This window comes from Rhodanobacter sp. FW104-R8 (assembly GCF_001617365.1).
Taxonomy (GTDB): domain Bacteria; phylum Pseudomonadota; class Gammaproteobacteria; order Xanthomonadales; family Rhodanobacteraceae; genus Rhodanobacter.
This window is the reverse complement of record NZ_LVJR01000118.1, coordinates 14,229-29,684: the sequence shown is the minus strand read 5'-3', so window position 1 is coordinate 29,684 and position 15,456 is coordinate 14,229. Positions and strand designations below refer to the sequence as shown.

Sequence of the window (15,456 nt, the reverse complement as noted above, 5' to 3'; positions counted from 1 at the left end):
CGCGTGTGCATGGTAGGCTTCGTCGCGTTGAATTCCGACTGCGCAGGCGGCTATTTCCCACCATGAGATTGATACATTCGCGCCCGTTTCGCCTGCTTGCAGTTCTCTGTCTCGGTGTTCTTGGTTCTCCCGTTTTTGCCGAAACCCATCCCGGCCAGGAACAGCTGGTCCGTGAAGTGGCGAAGGAAACCGGCAAGAACCCGCAGGCGCTGAACGCGCTGCTCGACGGCGCGAAGATGCAGCAGGGCATCCTCGACGCGATCAGCCGCCCGGCCGAGGCGAAGCCGTGGAAGGACTACCGGCCGATCTTCCTCACCAGCCAGCGCATCGGCGACGGCATCGCGTTCTATCGCGAGCACCGCGCGCTGCTGGAGCAGATCGGCAAGCAGTACGGCGTGGCGCCGCAATACATCGTGGCGATCGTCGGCGTGGAGACCAGCTACGGCCGCAATACCGGCAAGTACAAGGTGCTCGACGCGCTGGTCACGCTGGGCCTGTACTACCCGCCGCGGGCGAAGTTCTTCCGCGAGCAGCTGAAGGAACTGCTGAGCCTGCCGGACAACCACCTGGCCGGCCCGGTCGGCACGCTCACCGGCTCCTACGCCGGCGCGCAGGGCTGGGGCCAGTTCATGCCCACCAGCATCCGCGACTTCGCGGTGGACGCCGACCACGACGGCCGCATCGACCTGCAGAACTCGCTGCCTGACATCTTCGCCAGCGTGGCCAACTATTTCGCCAAGCACGGCTGGGTCGACGGCGGCCCGGTCGCGTCGCGGGCGCAGCCGGACGCGGCGGCGCAGCCGATCGCGGTGAAGGACGCCGCGCCGCAATGGCCGCTGGAGCAGCTGGAGGCGTGGGGTTACGCGCCGCTGCAGCGGCTGTCGCCGGGCGAGCCCGCCAGCCTGCAGACGCTGGAAGGCCCGAACGGGCCGGAGTACTGGTTCACCTTCCGCAATTTCTACGTGATTACCCGCTACAACCGCAGCCCGCTGTACGCGATGGCGGTCGACCAGCTGGCGCAGGCGATCGCCGCCGGCGCAGACCGGGCGGGCGCCGCACGATGAGGGCGGCGGGTATCGCGGCGCTACTGCTGGCGGCGTTGCTGCTCGCCGGCTGCGGCGGCGCGAAGACGAGGAAGCCCGGCTACGGCGCCAGCGGCGCCAGCGGCGGCCGCGGCGGCGCGGCGCGCGGCGCCGACGAGCGGCGAGAGGGCGGCTTCCGCGACGACCTCAGCCAGCCCCAGGAACGGCGCTACCGCGACAGCGCCGACAGCGTGCCGCCGCCGCTGGACGTCAGCAAGCTGGTCGAGCCGGTGCCGAAGGCCGAGCCGCGCTCGCTGTACGGCAACAAGTCGCCGTATACCGTGCGCGGGCAGACCTATCGCGTGCTGCCCAGCGCGCGCGGCTACGACGAGCGGGGCATCGCCTCGTTCTACGGCAACAAGTTCCACGGCTACAAGACCTCCAGCCTGGAAAACTACGACATGTACGCGTTCAGCGCGGCCAGCACCACCTTGCCGCTGCCAAGCTACGCGCGCGTGACCAACCTGGAAAACGGCAAGAGCGTGATCGTGCGGGTCAACGATCGCGGGCCGTTCCACGACAACCGCCTGATCGACCTGTCCTACGCGGCGGCGGTGAAGATCGGCGTCTGGCCCAAGGGCACCGGCCTGGTCGAGGTGCGCGGGATCGATCCCGGGCAGCCGCTGCAGGAACTGCCGCCGCCGGTCGTGGTCACAAGCGGACACCCGGGGATCTACCTGCAGGTGGGCGCGTTCGCCGACGCGGAGAATGCCGAGCGGCTGGCCCGGCGCCTGCGCCAGGCCGACCTGGGCGAGGTGCAGGTGAACGAGGCCATGGTCAACGGCCGGCACGTGCGCCGGGTGCGGATCGGGCCGCTGGCCAGCGTGGACCGCGCCGACCAGGTCAGCGCCCGGATCGAAGGCATGGGCCTGCCGCGGCCCCAGGTCGCGGTAGACTGAGCAGGTTTTTCCACATCTTTTCCATCGCGTCGCCGCCGCCGCGCCGACACCCAGCAACCGGACTGAACAACACGATGAATTTTTTCCGCCGCACCCTGATCCCGTTCGCCGCCATCACGCTGCTGGTCGGCGCCGCCGTCGCCCAGACGCAGCCGCGCCCGTCGCCGGTACCGCGCCCGGTGGTGCCCGAGGCGCCGGTGCCGCCGCCGCCGGACGTCGACGGCAAGAGCTGGGTGCTGATGGACTACGCCACCGGGCAGATCCTCGCCAGCAAGGAGCCCGACCTGCGCGTGGAGCCGGCCTCGATCACCAAGGTGATGACCGACTACGTGGTCTCGGCCGAGATCGCCAACGGCAAGATCCACATGACCGACCCGGTGACCATCAGCGAGAACGCCTGGCGCGGCGGCGGCGCCGGCACCGACGGCTCCACCAGCTTCCTCAAGCTCAACAGCCAGGTGCCGCTGAAGGATTTGCTGTACGGCATGATCATCCAGTCCGGCAACGACGCGGCGATCGCGCTGGCCGAGCACACCGCCGGCTCCGAGCCGGCGTTCGCCGGCCTGATGAACGCCTACGCCAAGCAGCTCGGCATGGCCAACTCCAACTTCGAGAACGCCTCCGGCTACCCGATCGCGAACCACTACACCACCGCGCACGACATCGCGCTGCTGTCGCGCGCGCTGGTCCACGACTTCCCCGAGGACTACGCGATCTCCGCGATCAAGGAGTTCGAGTGGAACGGCATCAAGCAGCACAACCGCAACACCCTGCTGTGGCGCGACCCCAGCGTGGACGGCATCAAGACCGGCCACACCGCGGGCGCCGGCTACTGCCTGGCCGCTTCGGCGAAGCAGGGCGAATCGCGCATGATCGCCATCGTGATGGGCGCCAGCAGCGAGAAGGCGCGCGCCGACTCGGCGATGGCCCTGCTCAACTACGGCTTCCGCTTCTACGAGACCCACAAGCTGTATGACGCCGGCAAGCCGCTGGCCACGCCGCGGCTGTGGAAGGGCGCGACGAACCAGCTGCCGCTGGGCGTCGCCGACGCCGTGCAGGTCACCGTCAAGCGCGGCCAGTACGACCAGCTCAAGGCCACCATGGACATCCCGGCCACGCTGATCGCGCCGTTCACCAAGGGCCAGCAGGTCGGCACGCTGCGCATCACGCTGGCCGGCCAGCCGGTGCAGAACGTGCCGCTGGTGGCGCTGGCCGACGCGCCGCAGGGCGGCTTCTTCTCGCGCCTGTGGGACAGCATCCTGCTGTGGTTCCACAGCGACAAGAAGGCCGATGCCGAGGCACCGGCCAAGAGCGCGGACGCGAAGTGATGCAGCCGGTCGACTTCAGCAAGGCGAAGCAGGAGGGCAAGGGCTTCCAGTTTCCCGGCGAATTCGAGATCACCGCGGTCGGCAGCGCCAGCGCGAACCTGCCGACCCGCGTGCCGCAACTGCTGGAGCGCACCGGCCTGCACGTACTGCACGAGACCGTGCGGCACCGGCACTCCGGCGCGGGCAACTTCGTCTCGGTCACGGTGAGCTTCCGCTGCGACAGCCGCGAACAGTACGAGGCGGCGCACCATGCGCTGCGCGCCGACCCGGATATCCGCTACACGATGTGAAGCCGGGATTCGGGATTCGGGAAAACCGCACCCCGAGTCTCATGGCGAGTGTGTAACGCGCGATTTTGTTTCAGGAACACCACGAAGTAGCAGGTCAGTCGTGCCCCCCGAATCCCCAATCCCGAATCCCCAATCCCGGCCTCTGAAAATCCGCCGCCTGGGCCGCCAGCCGTACGCGGCGACCTGGCAGGCGATGAGCGCGTTCACCGACAACCGCACGACGGACACGCCCGACGAGCTGTGGCTGCTGGAGCACGACCCGGTGTTCACCCTCGGCCAGGCCGGCAAGATGGAGCACGTGCTGGCGCCGGGCGACATCCCGGTGATCCCGGTCGACCGCGGCGGCCAGGTGACCTACCACGGGCCGGGCCAGATCGTCGGCTACCCGCTGATCGACCTGCGCCGTGCCGGCGTGGGCGTGCGCGAGCTGGTGCACCGGATCGAGCAGTCGCTGATCGACACGCTGGCGCACTGGAACGTGGTCGCGGTGCGCCGCGAGGGCGCGCCCGGGGTCTACGTGGCCGACGCCAAGGTCGCCGCGCTGGGCCTGCGTGTGCGCCGCGGCTGCAGCTTCCACGGGCTGGCCTTCAACGTGGCCATGGACCTGGAGCCGTTCCACCGCATCAATCCTTGCGGTTACAAGGGTTTGGCGGTCACGCAGCTGCTAGACTTGGGCGGTCCGTCGCAGTTGGCCGCGGTCGAGGACGTGCTGGTGGAGGAGTTCTGCCGCCAGTTCGGCTTCGCCGCCGAGCCCGCCGCCCCCATCCTGCCCGAACTCCCCGCCCGCGCGGCGGTCTGAGCTGTCTACATGAGCGAAACAACCGTCTCTTCCCCCAAGGTCATCCCGATCAGCGTCGTCGCCGGCGCACCCGCCGCGGAAAAGCAGCTGGGCAACGACAAGATCGCGCTGAACCGCGCCGGTTTCGACACCAGCGTGCCGACCCTGCGCAAGCCCAGCTGGATCCGCGTGCGGCTGCCGCAGGGCAACGCCGTGCAGCAGCTGAAGGCACGCCTGCGCGAGAATTCGCTGGTGACGGTGTGCGAGGAAGCCTCCTGCCCGAACATCCACGAGTGCTTCAGCAAGGGCACCGCCACCTTCATGATCCTCGGCGAGGTGTGCACCCGCCGCTGCTCGTTCTGCGACGTGGCGCATGGCCGCCCGGTGGCGCCCGATCCGCTGGAGCCGGCGCGGCTGGCCGAGACGATCCGCGACATGCGCCTGAAGTACGTGGTGATCACTTCGGTCGACCGCGACGACCTGCGCGACGGCGGCGCCGAGCACTTCGCCGCCTGCATCCGCGCCACGCGCCACGCCAGCCCGAGCATCCGCATCGAGATCCTCACCCCGGATTTCCGCGGCAAGGGCCGCATGGAGCGCGCGCTGGACGTGCTGAAGGACTTCCCGCCGGACGTGTTCAACCACAACCTGGAAACCGTGCCGCACCTGTACCGCGAAGTGCGCCCGGGCGCCGACTACCAGTGGTCGCTGGACCTGCTCAAGCGCTTCAAGGTGCAGCATCCCGAGGTGCCGACCAAGTCCGGCATCATGCTGGGCCTGGGCGAGACGATGGAGCAGGTACTGGAGACCATGCGCGACCTGCGCGACCACGACGTCGAGATGATCACCATCGGCCAGTACCTGCAGCCCACGCCGCATCACCACCCGGTGGTGCGCTACTGGACTCCCGAAGAATTCGACGCGCTGCGCGCGGAGGGCGAGGCGATGGGTTTCCATCACGTCGCCTCCGGCCCGCTGGTGCGTTCGTCCTACCACGCCGACCTGCAGGCCCACGCGGCCGGCGTCACCGAGTCAGCCTGAGAGCCTCCATGAAATTTCGTCCCGCGCTGGTCCTGCTGCTTGCCTTCACCGCGACCTGCGCGCTTGCGCAGTCGGCCGCCGATCTCGGCGCCGGCAAGGCCCGCAAGGCAGCCACCTGGCCGCTTGCGCCCACTGCCAGCGAGGCGCAGGCCGCGCAGCTGTCGGCGCGTTTCCTGACCCGCTTCCACTATGACGCGCAGCCGCTCGACGATGCGATGTCGGCGCGCATCTACAAGGCCTACTTCAAGCTGCTCGACAGCGAGAAGGTGTTCTTCACCCAGGCCGACATGGCGAAGTTCGCGCCGCTGAAGACCAAGCTCGACGACGCGATCTGGAACCAGGACCTGTCCGCGCCGTTCGCCGTGTTCAACCTGTACCTGCAGCGCGCGGTCGAACGCATGACCTATGCGCGCGAGCTGCTCAAGCAGGGCTTCGACTTCTCCGTCAACGAGAGCTACACGTTCGACCGCGAGCACGCCGACTGGCCGAAGGACCGGACCGAACTCGACGACCTGTGGCGCAAGCGCACCAAGAACGACTGGCTGCGCCTGAAACTGGCGGGCAAGGACGATGCGGATATCCGCAAGACGCTGGACAAGCGCTATGCCGGCTACATCGAGCGGGTCAGGCAGCTCGACGGCCAGGACGCGTTCCAGACCTTCATGACCGCCTATGCCGAGACCACCGACCCGCACACCGACTACCTCGGCCCGCGCGCGGCGGAGAACTTCGACATCTCGATGAAGCTGTCGCTGGAAGGCATCGGCGCGGTGCTGCAGGCGCGCGACGACTACACCCAGATCCGCGAACTGGTGCCGGGCGGCCCGGCCGTCAAGTCCGGCAAGGTCAAGGTCGGCGACCGCATCGTGGCCGTGGGCCAGGGCGACAAGGGCCCGATGCTCGACGTGATCGGCTGGCGCCTGGACGACGTGGTCAACCTCATCCGCGGCAAGAAGGACACCACCGTGCGGCTGGAAGTCCTGCCGGCCGACACCGGCCTGGACGGCAAGCACGAGATGGTCAGCCTGGTGCGCCAGAAGGTCAGCATCGAGGAGCAGGCGGCGAAGAAGAAGCTCATCGAGATCAAGGATGGCGACGTCAGCCGCAAGATCGGCGTGATCGAGCTGCCCGCCTTCTACTCCGACTTCGGCGCGCGCAGCGCCGGCGACAAGAACTACAAGAGTGCCACCCGCGACGTCGCCAAGCTGCTCGGCGAGCTGAAGCAGGATGGCGTGCAGGGCGTGGTGGTGGACCTGCGCAACAACGGCGGCGGCTCGCTGGCCGAGGCCAATTCGCTGACCGGCCTGTTCATCGACAAGGGTCCGGTGGTGCAGGTGCGCGACTCCCGCGGCGACGTCGAGGTGCAGGGCGACGACCAGCCGGGCATGGCGTGGAGCGGCCCGCTGGCGGTGCTGGTCAACCGCGGCACGGCGTCGGCGTCGGAAATCTTCTCCGCCGCGATCCAGGACTACCACCGCGGCCTGGTGATCGGCGAACCGACCTTCGGCAAGGGCACCGTGCAGAACCTGGTCGACCTCGACCGCTTCGCGCAGGGCGACAGCGAGAAGCCCGAGCTGGGCGAGCTGAAGATGACCATCCAGGAATTCTTCCGCATCAACGGCGGCTCAACCCAGCTGAAGGGCGTCACCCCGGACATCGAGTTCCCGAAGAATGGCGACGACAAGGACTTCGGCGAGTCGACCTACGACAACGCGCTGAAGTGGACCCAGATCGCACCGGCCAACTACCAGGTGGTGGCCAACCTCAACGCCTACCTGCCCCAGCTGCAGAAACTGCACGCCGAGCGCACGGCGAAGTCGCCGGCGTGGAAGCTGATGCTGGACGAGCTGGCGCAGTACCGCGCCATGCGCGCCAAGACCTCGACTTCGCTGAACTTCGCGGCGCGCGAGGTGGAGCGCAAGCAGATGGAGGCGATCCAGGCCGATTTCCGCACGCGTCACAGGGCCATCGACGGCACCGACGCCTCGCTCGCCGACGAGGCTAGCAGCCTCGACGACGGCCTCAACGCGAACGAGCGCAGCCTGAAGAGCGAGCTGAAGCAGGAGAAGGAGGCGAAGAAGGCGAAGGACGTGCAGCTCAACGAGACCGCGCACATCCTGTACGACGCGCTCGGCATGATCAAGGCCGACCCGAAACTGGCCGTCCAGGTGCTGCCGTACGGCGGAGGTTACCCGGACGTCGCGGCGGCGAAGCCCGCCTCATCCGCGGTGGCGCCGGCCACGCATTGAGTCCGGCTTGCACGGGCAGATGAAAAAGCAGCGCACCCGCGCTGCTTTTTTTACGCGGTGTAGCCCAGACGCTCCATCATCGGGCGCAGTATCGGCAGCACGCTCTCGAAGCGGTCGCGGTAGGCGTGCCAGCGGTTGACCGCCGCGGAGTTGATGCCCTGGGTGACCTGGGCATAGCTGGGCGTGCTGATGAAGCCCTTGCCGCGCGCGTGTTCGGCGAAGCGGGCCATCGGCGAAGCATCGGCAAGTTCGAGGAACCGGCCGAGGCGCGCGACGTGGTCGTCGAAGCGGGTCACCACCGATTCGTAGCGCCATTCCAGTACGCGGGGAGCGAACACTTCCAGGTGGTGGTACCACTGCTCGAACGCCTGCACGTAGCCTTCGGCCAGGCGCTGCAGCGACGAACACAGGACCATGAAGGGCGGCGAGCGGAACGGGAGCATGTAGCAACTCAGCAGCACGTCGCAGGGGTGCCGCAGGCACAGGATGATCCGGGCATCGGGAAACAGCCGGGCGATCATCGGCAGGCAGAGCATGTTCAGCGGGTTCTTGTCGACCAGGCGCCGCCCCATGCGCGCGGGCATCGCCTTGCCGGCCAGCCCGGCGTAGATCTCGCGCAGCTGGTCGCTATCCTGCTGGGTCAGCCGGGCAAGGTCCTCCGGGTAGGATTGCCCGGCAAGCTGCATGCGCCGGGTCAGCTCATGGACGAAGTCGCGCTCGTCCATCGAGCAGAAGTCCGGGTGGGCATCGAGCATCTGTTCGAGCAGGGTGGTGCCCGAGCGGGGGAAGCCGACCACGAAGACGGGGCTGTCGTTGCCGCCTGGAGCGGCCAGCGCAGGCCAGCGGTCGTACTCGAGGTGGCTTACCCGGTGGCTGGCCATCGACAGCGGCTGGCTGCCCGCGGCGGCGAGTTCCGGCACGATAGCCGTGGCGATTTCCCACTGCGCCGCATGCGCCACCTCCGCTGCCTGCCAGGCTTCCGAGTGGCGCCCCTGCTTGCTCCTGATGCCGGCCAGGCCGAACGCGGCGTTCGCGCGCGATTCCGGCTGGTCGGCCGAGACGAGCATGCGCTGGTACAGGCTGGCCGCCCGATCCAGCTCGCCAAGGCGGGCGGCTACCGCCGCGTGGGCCTGCCGCGCGCCGGAAAGCAGGGCAGGCGACTCCTGCGGAAGGGCCTCCAGCGTCTCCAGTGGCAGCTGCCCGAGTTCGGCCCGGGCGCGCTCGACCTGGTTGCTTCGCTCGTACATGGCCGCGCGCAGCGCGGCGATGCGCCATGGCATGATCCGCGCGTCCGGCCCCTCGGGCAGCACCGCCCGGGCCAGCACCTGGAACGCGGCGTCCTGGCTGCCCTGGGCCGACAGCATCGTCGCCAGCAGCAACGCCTGCTCGGCAGGTTGCGGCGGCCAGTCGGCAGCGCCGGCCAGCATCGCCTCCTCGCCATGGTTGTCGCCGCAGACGTGGCAGGCGTACGCCGCCTGCAGCCGTGCCTCGATGAAGCCCGGCATCAGCTCCACCGCATCGAACAGCGATTCCCGTGCCGCCAGCCAGCGTTGCTGCTGCGCATGCAGCAGCCCGAGGTTGTAATGGATCTGCGCCTCCTGCGGTGCCAGTGCCACGGCCCGGCGCAGCGCATGTTCGGCCGTTGCCGGATCGCCCGTCTGGCGGGCCACCACGGCGAGGTTGTTCCAGTATTCGGGCACCTCGGGGCGACGCCGGGTGAGCCGGCGAAAGGTCGCGAGGGCCTCGTCGAGGCGAAGGCAGGACTGTTGCGCGGCGCCCAGCAGGAGCAGGGCGGTTTCGTCGGCGTCGTCCGCGTCGGCCACCCGCTCGCCCAGGGCCAGCACGGTGGCGTTGTCGCCTTGGTTGTACGCCGCGAGCATGCGGGCGACGAGGTCGGCGGAGGATGGCGAAGGGTGGTCTGTCATCCCTGAATCCTGGCCTGAATCGCGGCGGCGGGATAGCCGCGGCAGACTCGCCGCGGCCATCCCCCGGTTCCCGATCGGATCAGAACTTGATCGTGGCACGGGCCCAGTAGTAGCGGCCGATCGTGTCGTACGTGGCCGTATCCACGTTGTAGTTCGAACCGTTCTGGAAGCTCAGCGGCGGGACCCGGTCGCTGAGGTTGTCGATGCCCACGTCGAGACGGGTGTGGATCTTCGGGATCTCGTAACCCGCCTGGATCGAGTGGTACAGCACCGCCCCCATCGGTGCGCTGGCGCCGGTATCAAGATTGGCGTTCAGGTTGGTCAGGTTGTGGATGTAGCGCGTCTGCCACTGCGCGCTCCAGTTTCCCAGCGACCAGTTCAGCGTCAGCGAACCGCGCCAGCGGGCGATGTTGCCGAACTGCATGCTGTAGGTGCCCGCGTATTCGATGCTCTGGGCACCGGGCTGGCCCGGGGTGGCGTCGTTCTTGTAGGTCGAGATGTAGGTGGTGTTGACACCCGCCTTGAAGTTGCCCGGGTCCACGCCGCCCACGTCGAAGTGCGGGATGGCGTAGTTCAGCGTGAAGTCGACGCCGCTGGTGCTCAGGTTGCCCAGGTTGACCACGGGCGTGTTGATGAAATTGACCGCACCGGCCAGCTGGTTGGTGTTGTCGTAGCGGTTGATGTACGAGCAGTACGGGCTGCTGCTGTTGGCGAAGCACGAGTTGACCACCGTCTGCGCGGTGACCGGGGTGAGCATGTCGGACAGGTAGATGTGCCAGAAGTCGACGCTGGTCGACAGGCCGGTGAGCCAGCCCGGCGAATACACGAAGCCGAGGTCGATGGACTTGCCCTGCTCGGGCTTCAGCTTGCTGCCGATGGCCGCGGCGCCCGAGTAGTAGCCGGTGACTTGGCCCAGCGGGTTGCCGCCCCAGTTAGGCGGCACGAACTGGCAGGCGGCGGCATGCTGGGCCAGTTGCGCGCTGGTCAGGCCGACGCACGGGTCGGTGAGGTTGGGGCCGGCGATCGTGCGGCCGTCGTACAGCTCGTCCATGTTGGGCGCGCGGAACACCTGGGAGACGGTGCCGCGCACCAGCAGGTCGGCGATGGGGCGGTATTCGATGGCGAACTTGCCGTTGGTGGTGCTGCCCGAGGTGTCGTAGTTCGAATAACGCACGCCCAGGTCGACATTGAGCGAGTAGGCCCAGGGCTGCCCGGAGAGCAGCGGGATCAGCGTTTCGGCGTACAGCTCCTTCGCCTTGTCGCTGCCGCCGCCGGGCGAGCCGCAGGCCTCCTGCAACACGGTACAGGTGCCGGTCACCGGATCGAGGATCGCGTCGCTGGTCACGTTGTAGTTCATCGAGGTCTTGCGGTACAGCGCGCCCACCGACAGCTGCATGGCACCGGCCGGCAGATCCCACAGTTCGCCCGAGGCGTTGGCCTGCACCTGCTTCATGGTGTTGGTCATGGTGTAGACCGGCGCATCCACGCCTTTCCTCAGCAGCGCGGTGACCGCCGGGTCGGCCTGGTTGAAGATGTTCGCACCGCCGTCGATGGCCACCTGGAACGCCGGCACGTTCACTTCGTTGTAGTTGGTCTGCACGCGATGGGAGTGGCCGTAGTCGAAGCTGGCGTCCCAGATCCAGGTGCCCTGCCCGAAGTTGCCGCGCAGGCCGGTGTTGACCTGCTCGTTGGTGGTGGTGAACGTGTGCAGGCGCGTGCCCAGACCGGTCAGGCGGATGTTGAAGGGGTAGCCGCTTTTTGCGCCGGTCGGGTCGGCGATCGGATCGACGACCGTGCCCTGGCTGAAGGTGATGCCGAACGGGTTGTGCGGATTGCTCGCCAGCACGTGCCAGCCATCGCCGACGCCGGTCGGTGCGGGGGCGTCCTGGCCGGATGAATTGGTGTGGTTGTAGAACGCGTCGGCGAAGAACGTCACGTAGTCGTTGAACTTGTAGTTGCCGGTGACGAAGACGTTGGTGCGTTCCTGCTGGGTCTGGATGTAGTTGAACGCGTTGTAGTTGAACGTGTCATTGGCGTTGCTGAAGCAGCGGTAGTCACTGAGGCTGCCGCCGTTGCCGCTGAGCCGGGTGACGTAGGTGTTGGTGGTGCCGGCCCTGGGTGCGCACCCGGGCGACTCCGTGACCGGCACCAGCAGGCGACCGGTCGGGATGGTGTGCGAACCCGACGGCTGCGGGCCGCCGTTGTACAGGTACAGCTGCCGCGCGGAGAAGCTTCGGCGGGGCGCGAGCACCGGGTTGTACTTGTTGTAGTCGATGCCGGCGACGATGTTGCCCTGGTCGCCGCTGGCGCCCACGGTGAACTGCGCGCCGTGGCGCTGGCCGTCGCCGTGGCTGGAAATGCCGTCGTTGACGCTCAGTTCCGCGCCCTTGTAGTCCTTGCGCAGGATGAAGTTGACCACGCCGCCGATGGCGTCGGAGCCATACACGGTGGAGGCGCCTTCGGCCAGCACGTCGACGCGTTCGACCATGTTCTGCGGAATCATGTTGAGGTCGGCGTTGGCCAGGCGCTGGCCATTGACCAGCACCAGGGTGCGATTGGTGCCGAGGCCGCGCAGCGAGACCCGCGCGGCGCCATCGCCGCCCTCCAGCGTCGGGCTGGCGCCGCCGCCGCCGTTGCTGTTGTTCTGGGTATTGGTCGCATTGCCCGAGATGCTGGGTAGCGCCTGCAGTACGTTGCCGAGGGTCGGGCTGCCGTTGTTGGTGATCGCGGCACGATCCAGCGTGACGACCGGGCTGGCCGTTTCGGCGTCCACGCGACGGATCAGCGAGCCGGTGACGGTAACCGCTTCCAGATTCTTGGCCTTGCTCGTCGTTGCCGCGGTCGGCTTGGCCTGGTTGGCGGCGGCCGCGTCGCTGGTTGCCGATTCCTGCGCCTGGAGGCTGCCTGCGGCTGCGAAAATGCCCACGCTCAATGCCAGGCGCACGGCCAGTGACAGGTGATTCAAGTTGTATTTCATGCGTTATCCCCGTTTTGAAGTAAAGAGTTCCCCGTGCTTCCCCCGCGCGCCGGAAGCGGCACGGGTTCGTCCCGGTTGCGCCATGTCAGGCACTGTGGGTGCCCGATGGCGGCAGTTCGTAGTTCTCGGGCGGCACGGTGTTGCCGCTGAAGCCGCTCCGGGCATCGCCGTGCTGCAGGCCTTGGCTTATTCCCTTGGCTATCGTCTGCAGACGGATGGTGCGCCCTGTGGCCGGGCTAGGTGACGCTGGATGGGTTGCGGACCTGCAGGTGGCGCGCGTTTGGCGGCATGCCGATGGGAAATGCGGTGGACGGCGCCAGTGGGGACTGGCCCGGAGGCGGTACGCGATACATCTGGTTCTCCCCGATCATGGTGGATGGTCCGGGATTCGTGACGGCGGCGCTTCTTGTGCAGACCCAATCCCTGATGAGCGCTTCCAGCAGCCCCTCCCTAACGGGGCGCGTGTCGCCACGATCCGGTTCGTATGACGCAAGGCGGGTGGGTTTCGCCGCGGGCGGGCCGATCGCAAAATTTTGCGATGCGGTCAATGCAGGCGGTGGAAGACACGGGCCGGTTTTCAGGATCACACGGAAGCGGAAAAAATAACAGCGTCGTGGCGTCAGTTTTGGTTTTCCGTGGCGATCCGGCAGCCGTCCGGCGGCAATATTCACCAACGGCCCGGCACGCCTCCGTCACCGCCGTATGGCCGTATGGACGTCCGCAAGGTCGTGCACGAGGCAGTGCGGCGAGCCGGCCCCTGGCGATCGTGCGGCGCCGGCGTTTCCCGCATGGCGGGCGTCGCGCGGCTGGACAGAAGTCGGCGTCGCGCGTAAACCCTGCGCTGCGGGGCGTCCCCGCACGAGAGGATCCGCATGGACATGTTGCCGAACGTTGCGCTTGCCGGTGGCCTGGCCTGGGCCAGCGGCATCCGGCTGTACGCCACGATCTTCGTGGCCGGCATGCTCGGCCGGCTCGGCTACGTGCACCTGCCGGACGGCCTGCTGCCGTTGACCGATACCTGGGTGCTGGCGGTGTCGGGCGTGCTGATGATGTGCGAGTTCCTGGCCGACAAGGTGCCGGCGTTCGACAGCGCCTGGGACGCCATCCACACCTTCATCCGCATCCCGATCGGTACCTTGCTGGCCTGGGGCGTGTTCAGGGATTCCGGCGCCGGCGCACAGCTGGCGGCGGCCCTGCTCGGCGGCGCGCTGGTGGCCGGCACGCATTTCACCAAGGCCGGCACGCGCGCACTGATCAATACCTCGCCGGAGCCCTTCAGCAACTGGGGCGCCAGCGTAGGCGAGGACGTCGGCTGGATCGGTGGCCTGTACCTGATGTGGCGGCACCCGCTGGCGCTGCTGATCCTGCTCGGCCTGTTCGTGCTGCTGATGTGCTGGATGCTGCCGAAGATCGCGCGCGGCCTGCGCGTGCTGCGGCAGCGCCTGCAGCGCTTCGGCCGGCAGGTGTCCGGCGGCGACGCTCAGCCGCCGTAGCGCTGCCGCAGGAAGGCGAACATCGCGCGCAGGCCCATCGCCTCGCCGCCGCGCGGGCGGCCGGGGCGGTCGGCGTCGTTCCAGGCGTAGGTGTCCAGGTGCAGCCACGGCGTGCCGTCCGGCACGAAGCGCTCCAGGTACAGCGCGGCGGTGATCGCGCCGGCATGCCGCGACGGGCCGGCATTGGCGAAGTCGGCTAGATAGGAGTCCAGCATCCGGCGGTACGGCCGCCACAGCGGCAGCTGCCACAGCGGGTCGTCGACCGCGCGGCCGGCGGCCAGCGCGGCGGCCGCGGAGGCTTCGTCGTTGGCGAACAGCGCCGGCAGGTCCGGGCCCAGCGCCACGCGCGCGGCGCCGGTGAGGGTGGCGAAGTCGACGATCAGGTCCGGCTGCTGCTCGGCGCCGTAGGCCAACGCGTCGCACAGCACCAGGCGGCCTTCGGCGTCGGTGTTGTCGATCTCCACCGAGTGCCCGGCGCGGGTGACCACCACCTCGCCCGGGCGCAGCGCGTTGCCGGCCACGGCGTTTTCCACCGCGGGAACCAGCAGGGTCAGCCGCACCGGCAGCTGCGCCTGCATCACCAGCCCGGCCAGCGCGATCGCGTGCGCCGCGCCGCCCATGTCCTTCTTCATCCAGCGCATGCCGTCGGCGGACTTCAGGTCGAGCCCGCCGGTGTCGAAGCACACGCCCTTGCCGACGATCACCAGCTTCGGGTCGGCCTTCCTGCCCCAGCTCAGCTCGACCAGCCGCGGCGCGCGGTGGCTGGCGCGGCCGACCGCGTGGATGGTCGGGAAATTGGCCTTGAGCAGTTCGTCGCCGACCCACTCACGCAGCTTCGCCTTGTGCGTCTTGCCGAGCCGCTTGATCGCGTCGCCCAGCTGCTCCGGGCCCATCTGCTCGGTCGGCGTGTTGACTAGGTCGCGCACCAGCGCGGTGGCTTCGACCAGCGGCGCCAGCTGCCGCAATTCGGCGGCGGCGACGGCGAGCCGGGCCGGCGCGCGCTTCGGCTGGCGGTAGCGGTTGAACTGGTAGGCGCCCAGCGCCCAGCCCAGCGCGGCCTGGGCCGGGTCGGCGAGCACGCCTTCGTCGGCGAGGTGGTAGGTCGCCTCGGGCAGGCTGCAGGGCAGCGCGGCGAGCGACGCCAGCGGCTCGCGCGGGTCGACGCCGGCCAGCACGCGCACCAGCTTGCCGGCGTCGTCGCACAGCAGCGCGAACGTGCCCGCCGCCGCCGTGAAGCCGCACTCCGCCAGCCAGTGCCGCTGCGCCGCGGTGAGGCGGCGACGGGTCGCGGCGTAGTGCGCGGCGTCGGTGGTCTCGATGGCGATGCTGCGGCGGTTGCCGGGCTGGCGTTCGATCAGGGCGGACATGCGGGATCCTTCAGGCTTGCGGCGGCG

The 15,456-nt window shown here is 68.5% G+C and carries 12 protein-coding genes; 8 read left to right on the top strand and 4 right to left on the bottom strand.

What is annotated here, in order from left to right; all coding sequences use genetic code 11:
* Positions 1-62: 62 nt before the first annotated feature.
* The 7 genes from mltB (at position 63) to RHOFW104R8_RS15345 (ending at position 7,667) form a co-directional block, all read left to right on the top strand.
* Positions 63-1,064 carry a lytic murein transglycosylase B gene (mltB, locus tag RHOFW104R8_RS15375; protein WP_068096271.1) on the top strand — a complete coding sequence of 334 codons (1,002 nt, stop codon included), beginning with the start codon at positions 63-65 and terminating at the stop codon, positions 1,062-1,064.
* On the top strand, positions 1,061-1,981 hold the full coding sequence (locus RHOFW104R8_RS15370; RefSeq protein ID WP_068096268.1) for a septal ring lytic transglycosylase RlpA family protein: 921 nt from the start codon (positions 1,061-1,063) through the stop codon (positions 1,979-1,981). Before mltB ends, RHOFW104R8_RS15370 begins: the two co-directional genes overlap by 4 nt.
* Positions 1,982-2,055: 74 nt before the next feature.
* A complete protein-coding gene (locus tag RHOFW104R8_RS15365) occupies positions 2,056-3,309 on the top strand; it encodes a D-alanyl-D-alanine carboxypeptidase family protein (protein WP_068096265.1) in 1,254 nt (417 codons plus the stop codon).
* Positions 3,309-3,599 (top strand): DUF493 family protein, encoded by a 291-nt coding sequence (locus RHOFW104R8_RS15360; protein ID WP_068096263.1) that lies wholly within the window; start codon positions 3,309-3,311, stop codon positions 3,597-3,599. The genes RHOFW104R8_RS15365 and RHOFW104R8_RS15360 overlap by 1 nt, the downstream gene beginning before the upstream one ends.
* 142 nt (positions 3,600-3,741) lie before the next feature.
* Positions 3,742-4,398: a lipoyl(octanoyl) transferase LipB gene (gene lipB, locus RHOFW104R8_RS15355; protein ID WP_153021749.1), complete on the top strand. Its 657-nt coding sequence runs from the start codon at positions 3,742-3,744 to the stop codon at positions 4,396-4,398.
* 9 nt (positions 4,399-4,407) lie between these two features.
* Entirely contained in the window at positions 4,408-5,418 is a 1,011-nt protein-coding gene (gene lipA, locus RHOFW104R8_RS15350; RefSeq protein WP_068096258.1) for a lipoyl synthase, read from the top strand.
* An 8-nt stretch (positions 5,419-5,426) separates the two neighbouring features.
* A complete protein-coding gene (locus RHOFW104R8_RS15345) occupies positions 5,427-7,667 on the top strand; it encodes a carboxy terminal-processing peptidase (RefSeq protein WP_068096256.1) in 2,241 nt (746 codons plus the stop codon).
* Between the two features lie 50 nt (positions 7,668-7,717).
* Here RHOFW104R8_RS15345 and RHOFW104R8_RS15340 read toward each other — a convergent pair whose 3' ends face one another.
* The 3 genes from RHOFW104R8_RS15340 to RHOFW104R8_RS17520 form a co-directional block, all read right to left on the bottom strand.
* Positions 7,718-9,592, bottom strand: coding sequence for a tetratricopeptide repeat-containing sulfotransferase family protein (locus RHOFW104R8_RS15340; protein ID WP_068096254.1), 1,875 nt, complete (start codon positions 9,590-9,592; stop codon positions 7,718-7,720).
* Positions 9,593-9,671: 79 nt separating this feature from the next.
* Positions 9,672-12,569, bottom strand: coding sequence for a TonB-dependent receptor domain-containing protein (locus tag RHOFW104R8_RS15335; protein ID WP_068096252.1), 2,898 nt, complete (start codon positions 12,567-12,569; stop codon positions 9,672-9,674).
* A gap of 236 nt (positions 12,570-12,805) precedes the next feature.
* On the bottom strand, positions 12,806-13,240 hold the full coding sequence (locus RHOFW104R8_RS17520) for a hypothetical protein (protein ID WP_153021746.1): 435 nt from the start codon (positions 13,238-13,240) through the stop codon (positions 12,806-12,808).
* Positions 13,241-13,447: 207 nt separating this feature from the next.
* Between RHOFW104R8_RS17520 and RHOFW104R8_RS15330 the strand changes: the two genes are divergently transcribed.
* Positions 13,448-14,062 carry a DUF4126 domain-containing protein gene (locus RHOFW104R8_RS15330; protein WP_068096291.1) on the top strand — a complete coding sequence of 205 codons (615 nt, stop codon included), beginning with the start codon at positions 13,448-13,450 and terminating at the stop codon, positions 14,060-14,062.
* Here the strand turns inward: RHOFW104R8_RS15330 and RHOFW104R8_RS15325 are convergent.
* Positions 14,050-15,429: a M17 family metallopeptidase gene (locus RHOFW104R8_RS15325; RefSeq protein WP_068096250.1), complete on the bottom strand. Its 1,380-nt coding sequence runs from the start codon at positions 15,427-15,429 to the stop codon at positions 14,050-14,052. The two genes, RHOFW104R8_RS15330 and RHOFW104R8_RS15325, sit on opposite strands and share 13 nt — an antisense overlap.
* Positions 15,430-15,456 lie beyond the last annotated feature (27 nt).

Coding starts and splice junctions, on each gene's coding strand:
- mltB (WP_068096271.1), top strand. CDS start 63: ATGAGATTGATACATTCGCGCCCGTTTCGCCTGCTTGCAGTTCTCTGT.
- RHOFW104R8_RS15370 (WP_068096268.1), top strand. CDS start 1,061: ATGAGGGCGGCGGGTATCGCGGCGCTACTGCTGGCGGCGTTGCTGCTC.
- RHOFW104R8_RS15365 (WP_068096265.1), top strand. CDS start 2,056: ATGAATTTTTTCCGCCGCACCCTGATCCCGTTCGCCGCCATCACGCTG.
- RHOFW104R8_RS15360 (WP_068096263.1), top strand. CDS start 3,309: ATGCAGCCGGTCGACTTCAGCAAGGCGAAGCAGGAGGGCAAGGGCTTC.
- lipA (WP_068096258.1), top strand. CDS start 4,408: ATGAGCGAAACAACCGTCTCTTCCCCCAAGGTCATCCCGATCAGCGTC.
- RHOFW104R8_RS15345 (WP_068096256.1), top strand. CDS start 5,427: ATGAAATTTCGTCCCGCGCTGGTCCTGCTGCTTGCCTTCACCGCGACC.
- RHOFW104R8_RS15340 (WP_068096254.1), bottom strand. CDS start 9,592: ATGACAGACCACCCTTCGCCATCCTCCGCCGACCTCGTCGCCCGCATG.
- RHOFW104R8_RS15335 (WP_068096252.1), bottom strand. CDS start 12,569: ATGAAATACAACTTGAATCACCTGTCACTGGCCGTGCGCCTGGCATTG.
- RHOFW104R8_RS15330 (WP_068096291.1), top strand. CDS start 13,448: ATGTTGCCGAACGTTGCGCTTGCCGGTGGCCTGGCCTGGGCCAGCGGC.
- RHOFW104R8_RS15325 (WP_068096250.1), bottom strand. CDS start 15,429: ATGTCCGCCCTGATCGAACGCCAGCCCGGCAACCGCCGCAGCATCGCC.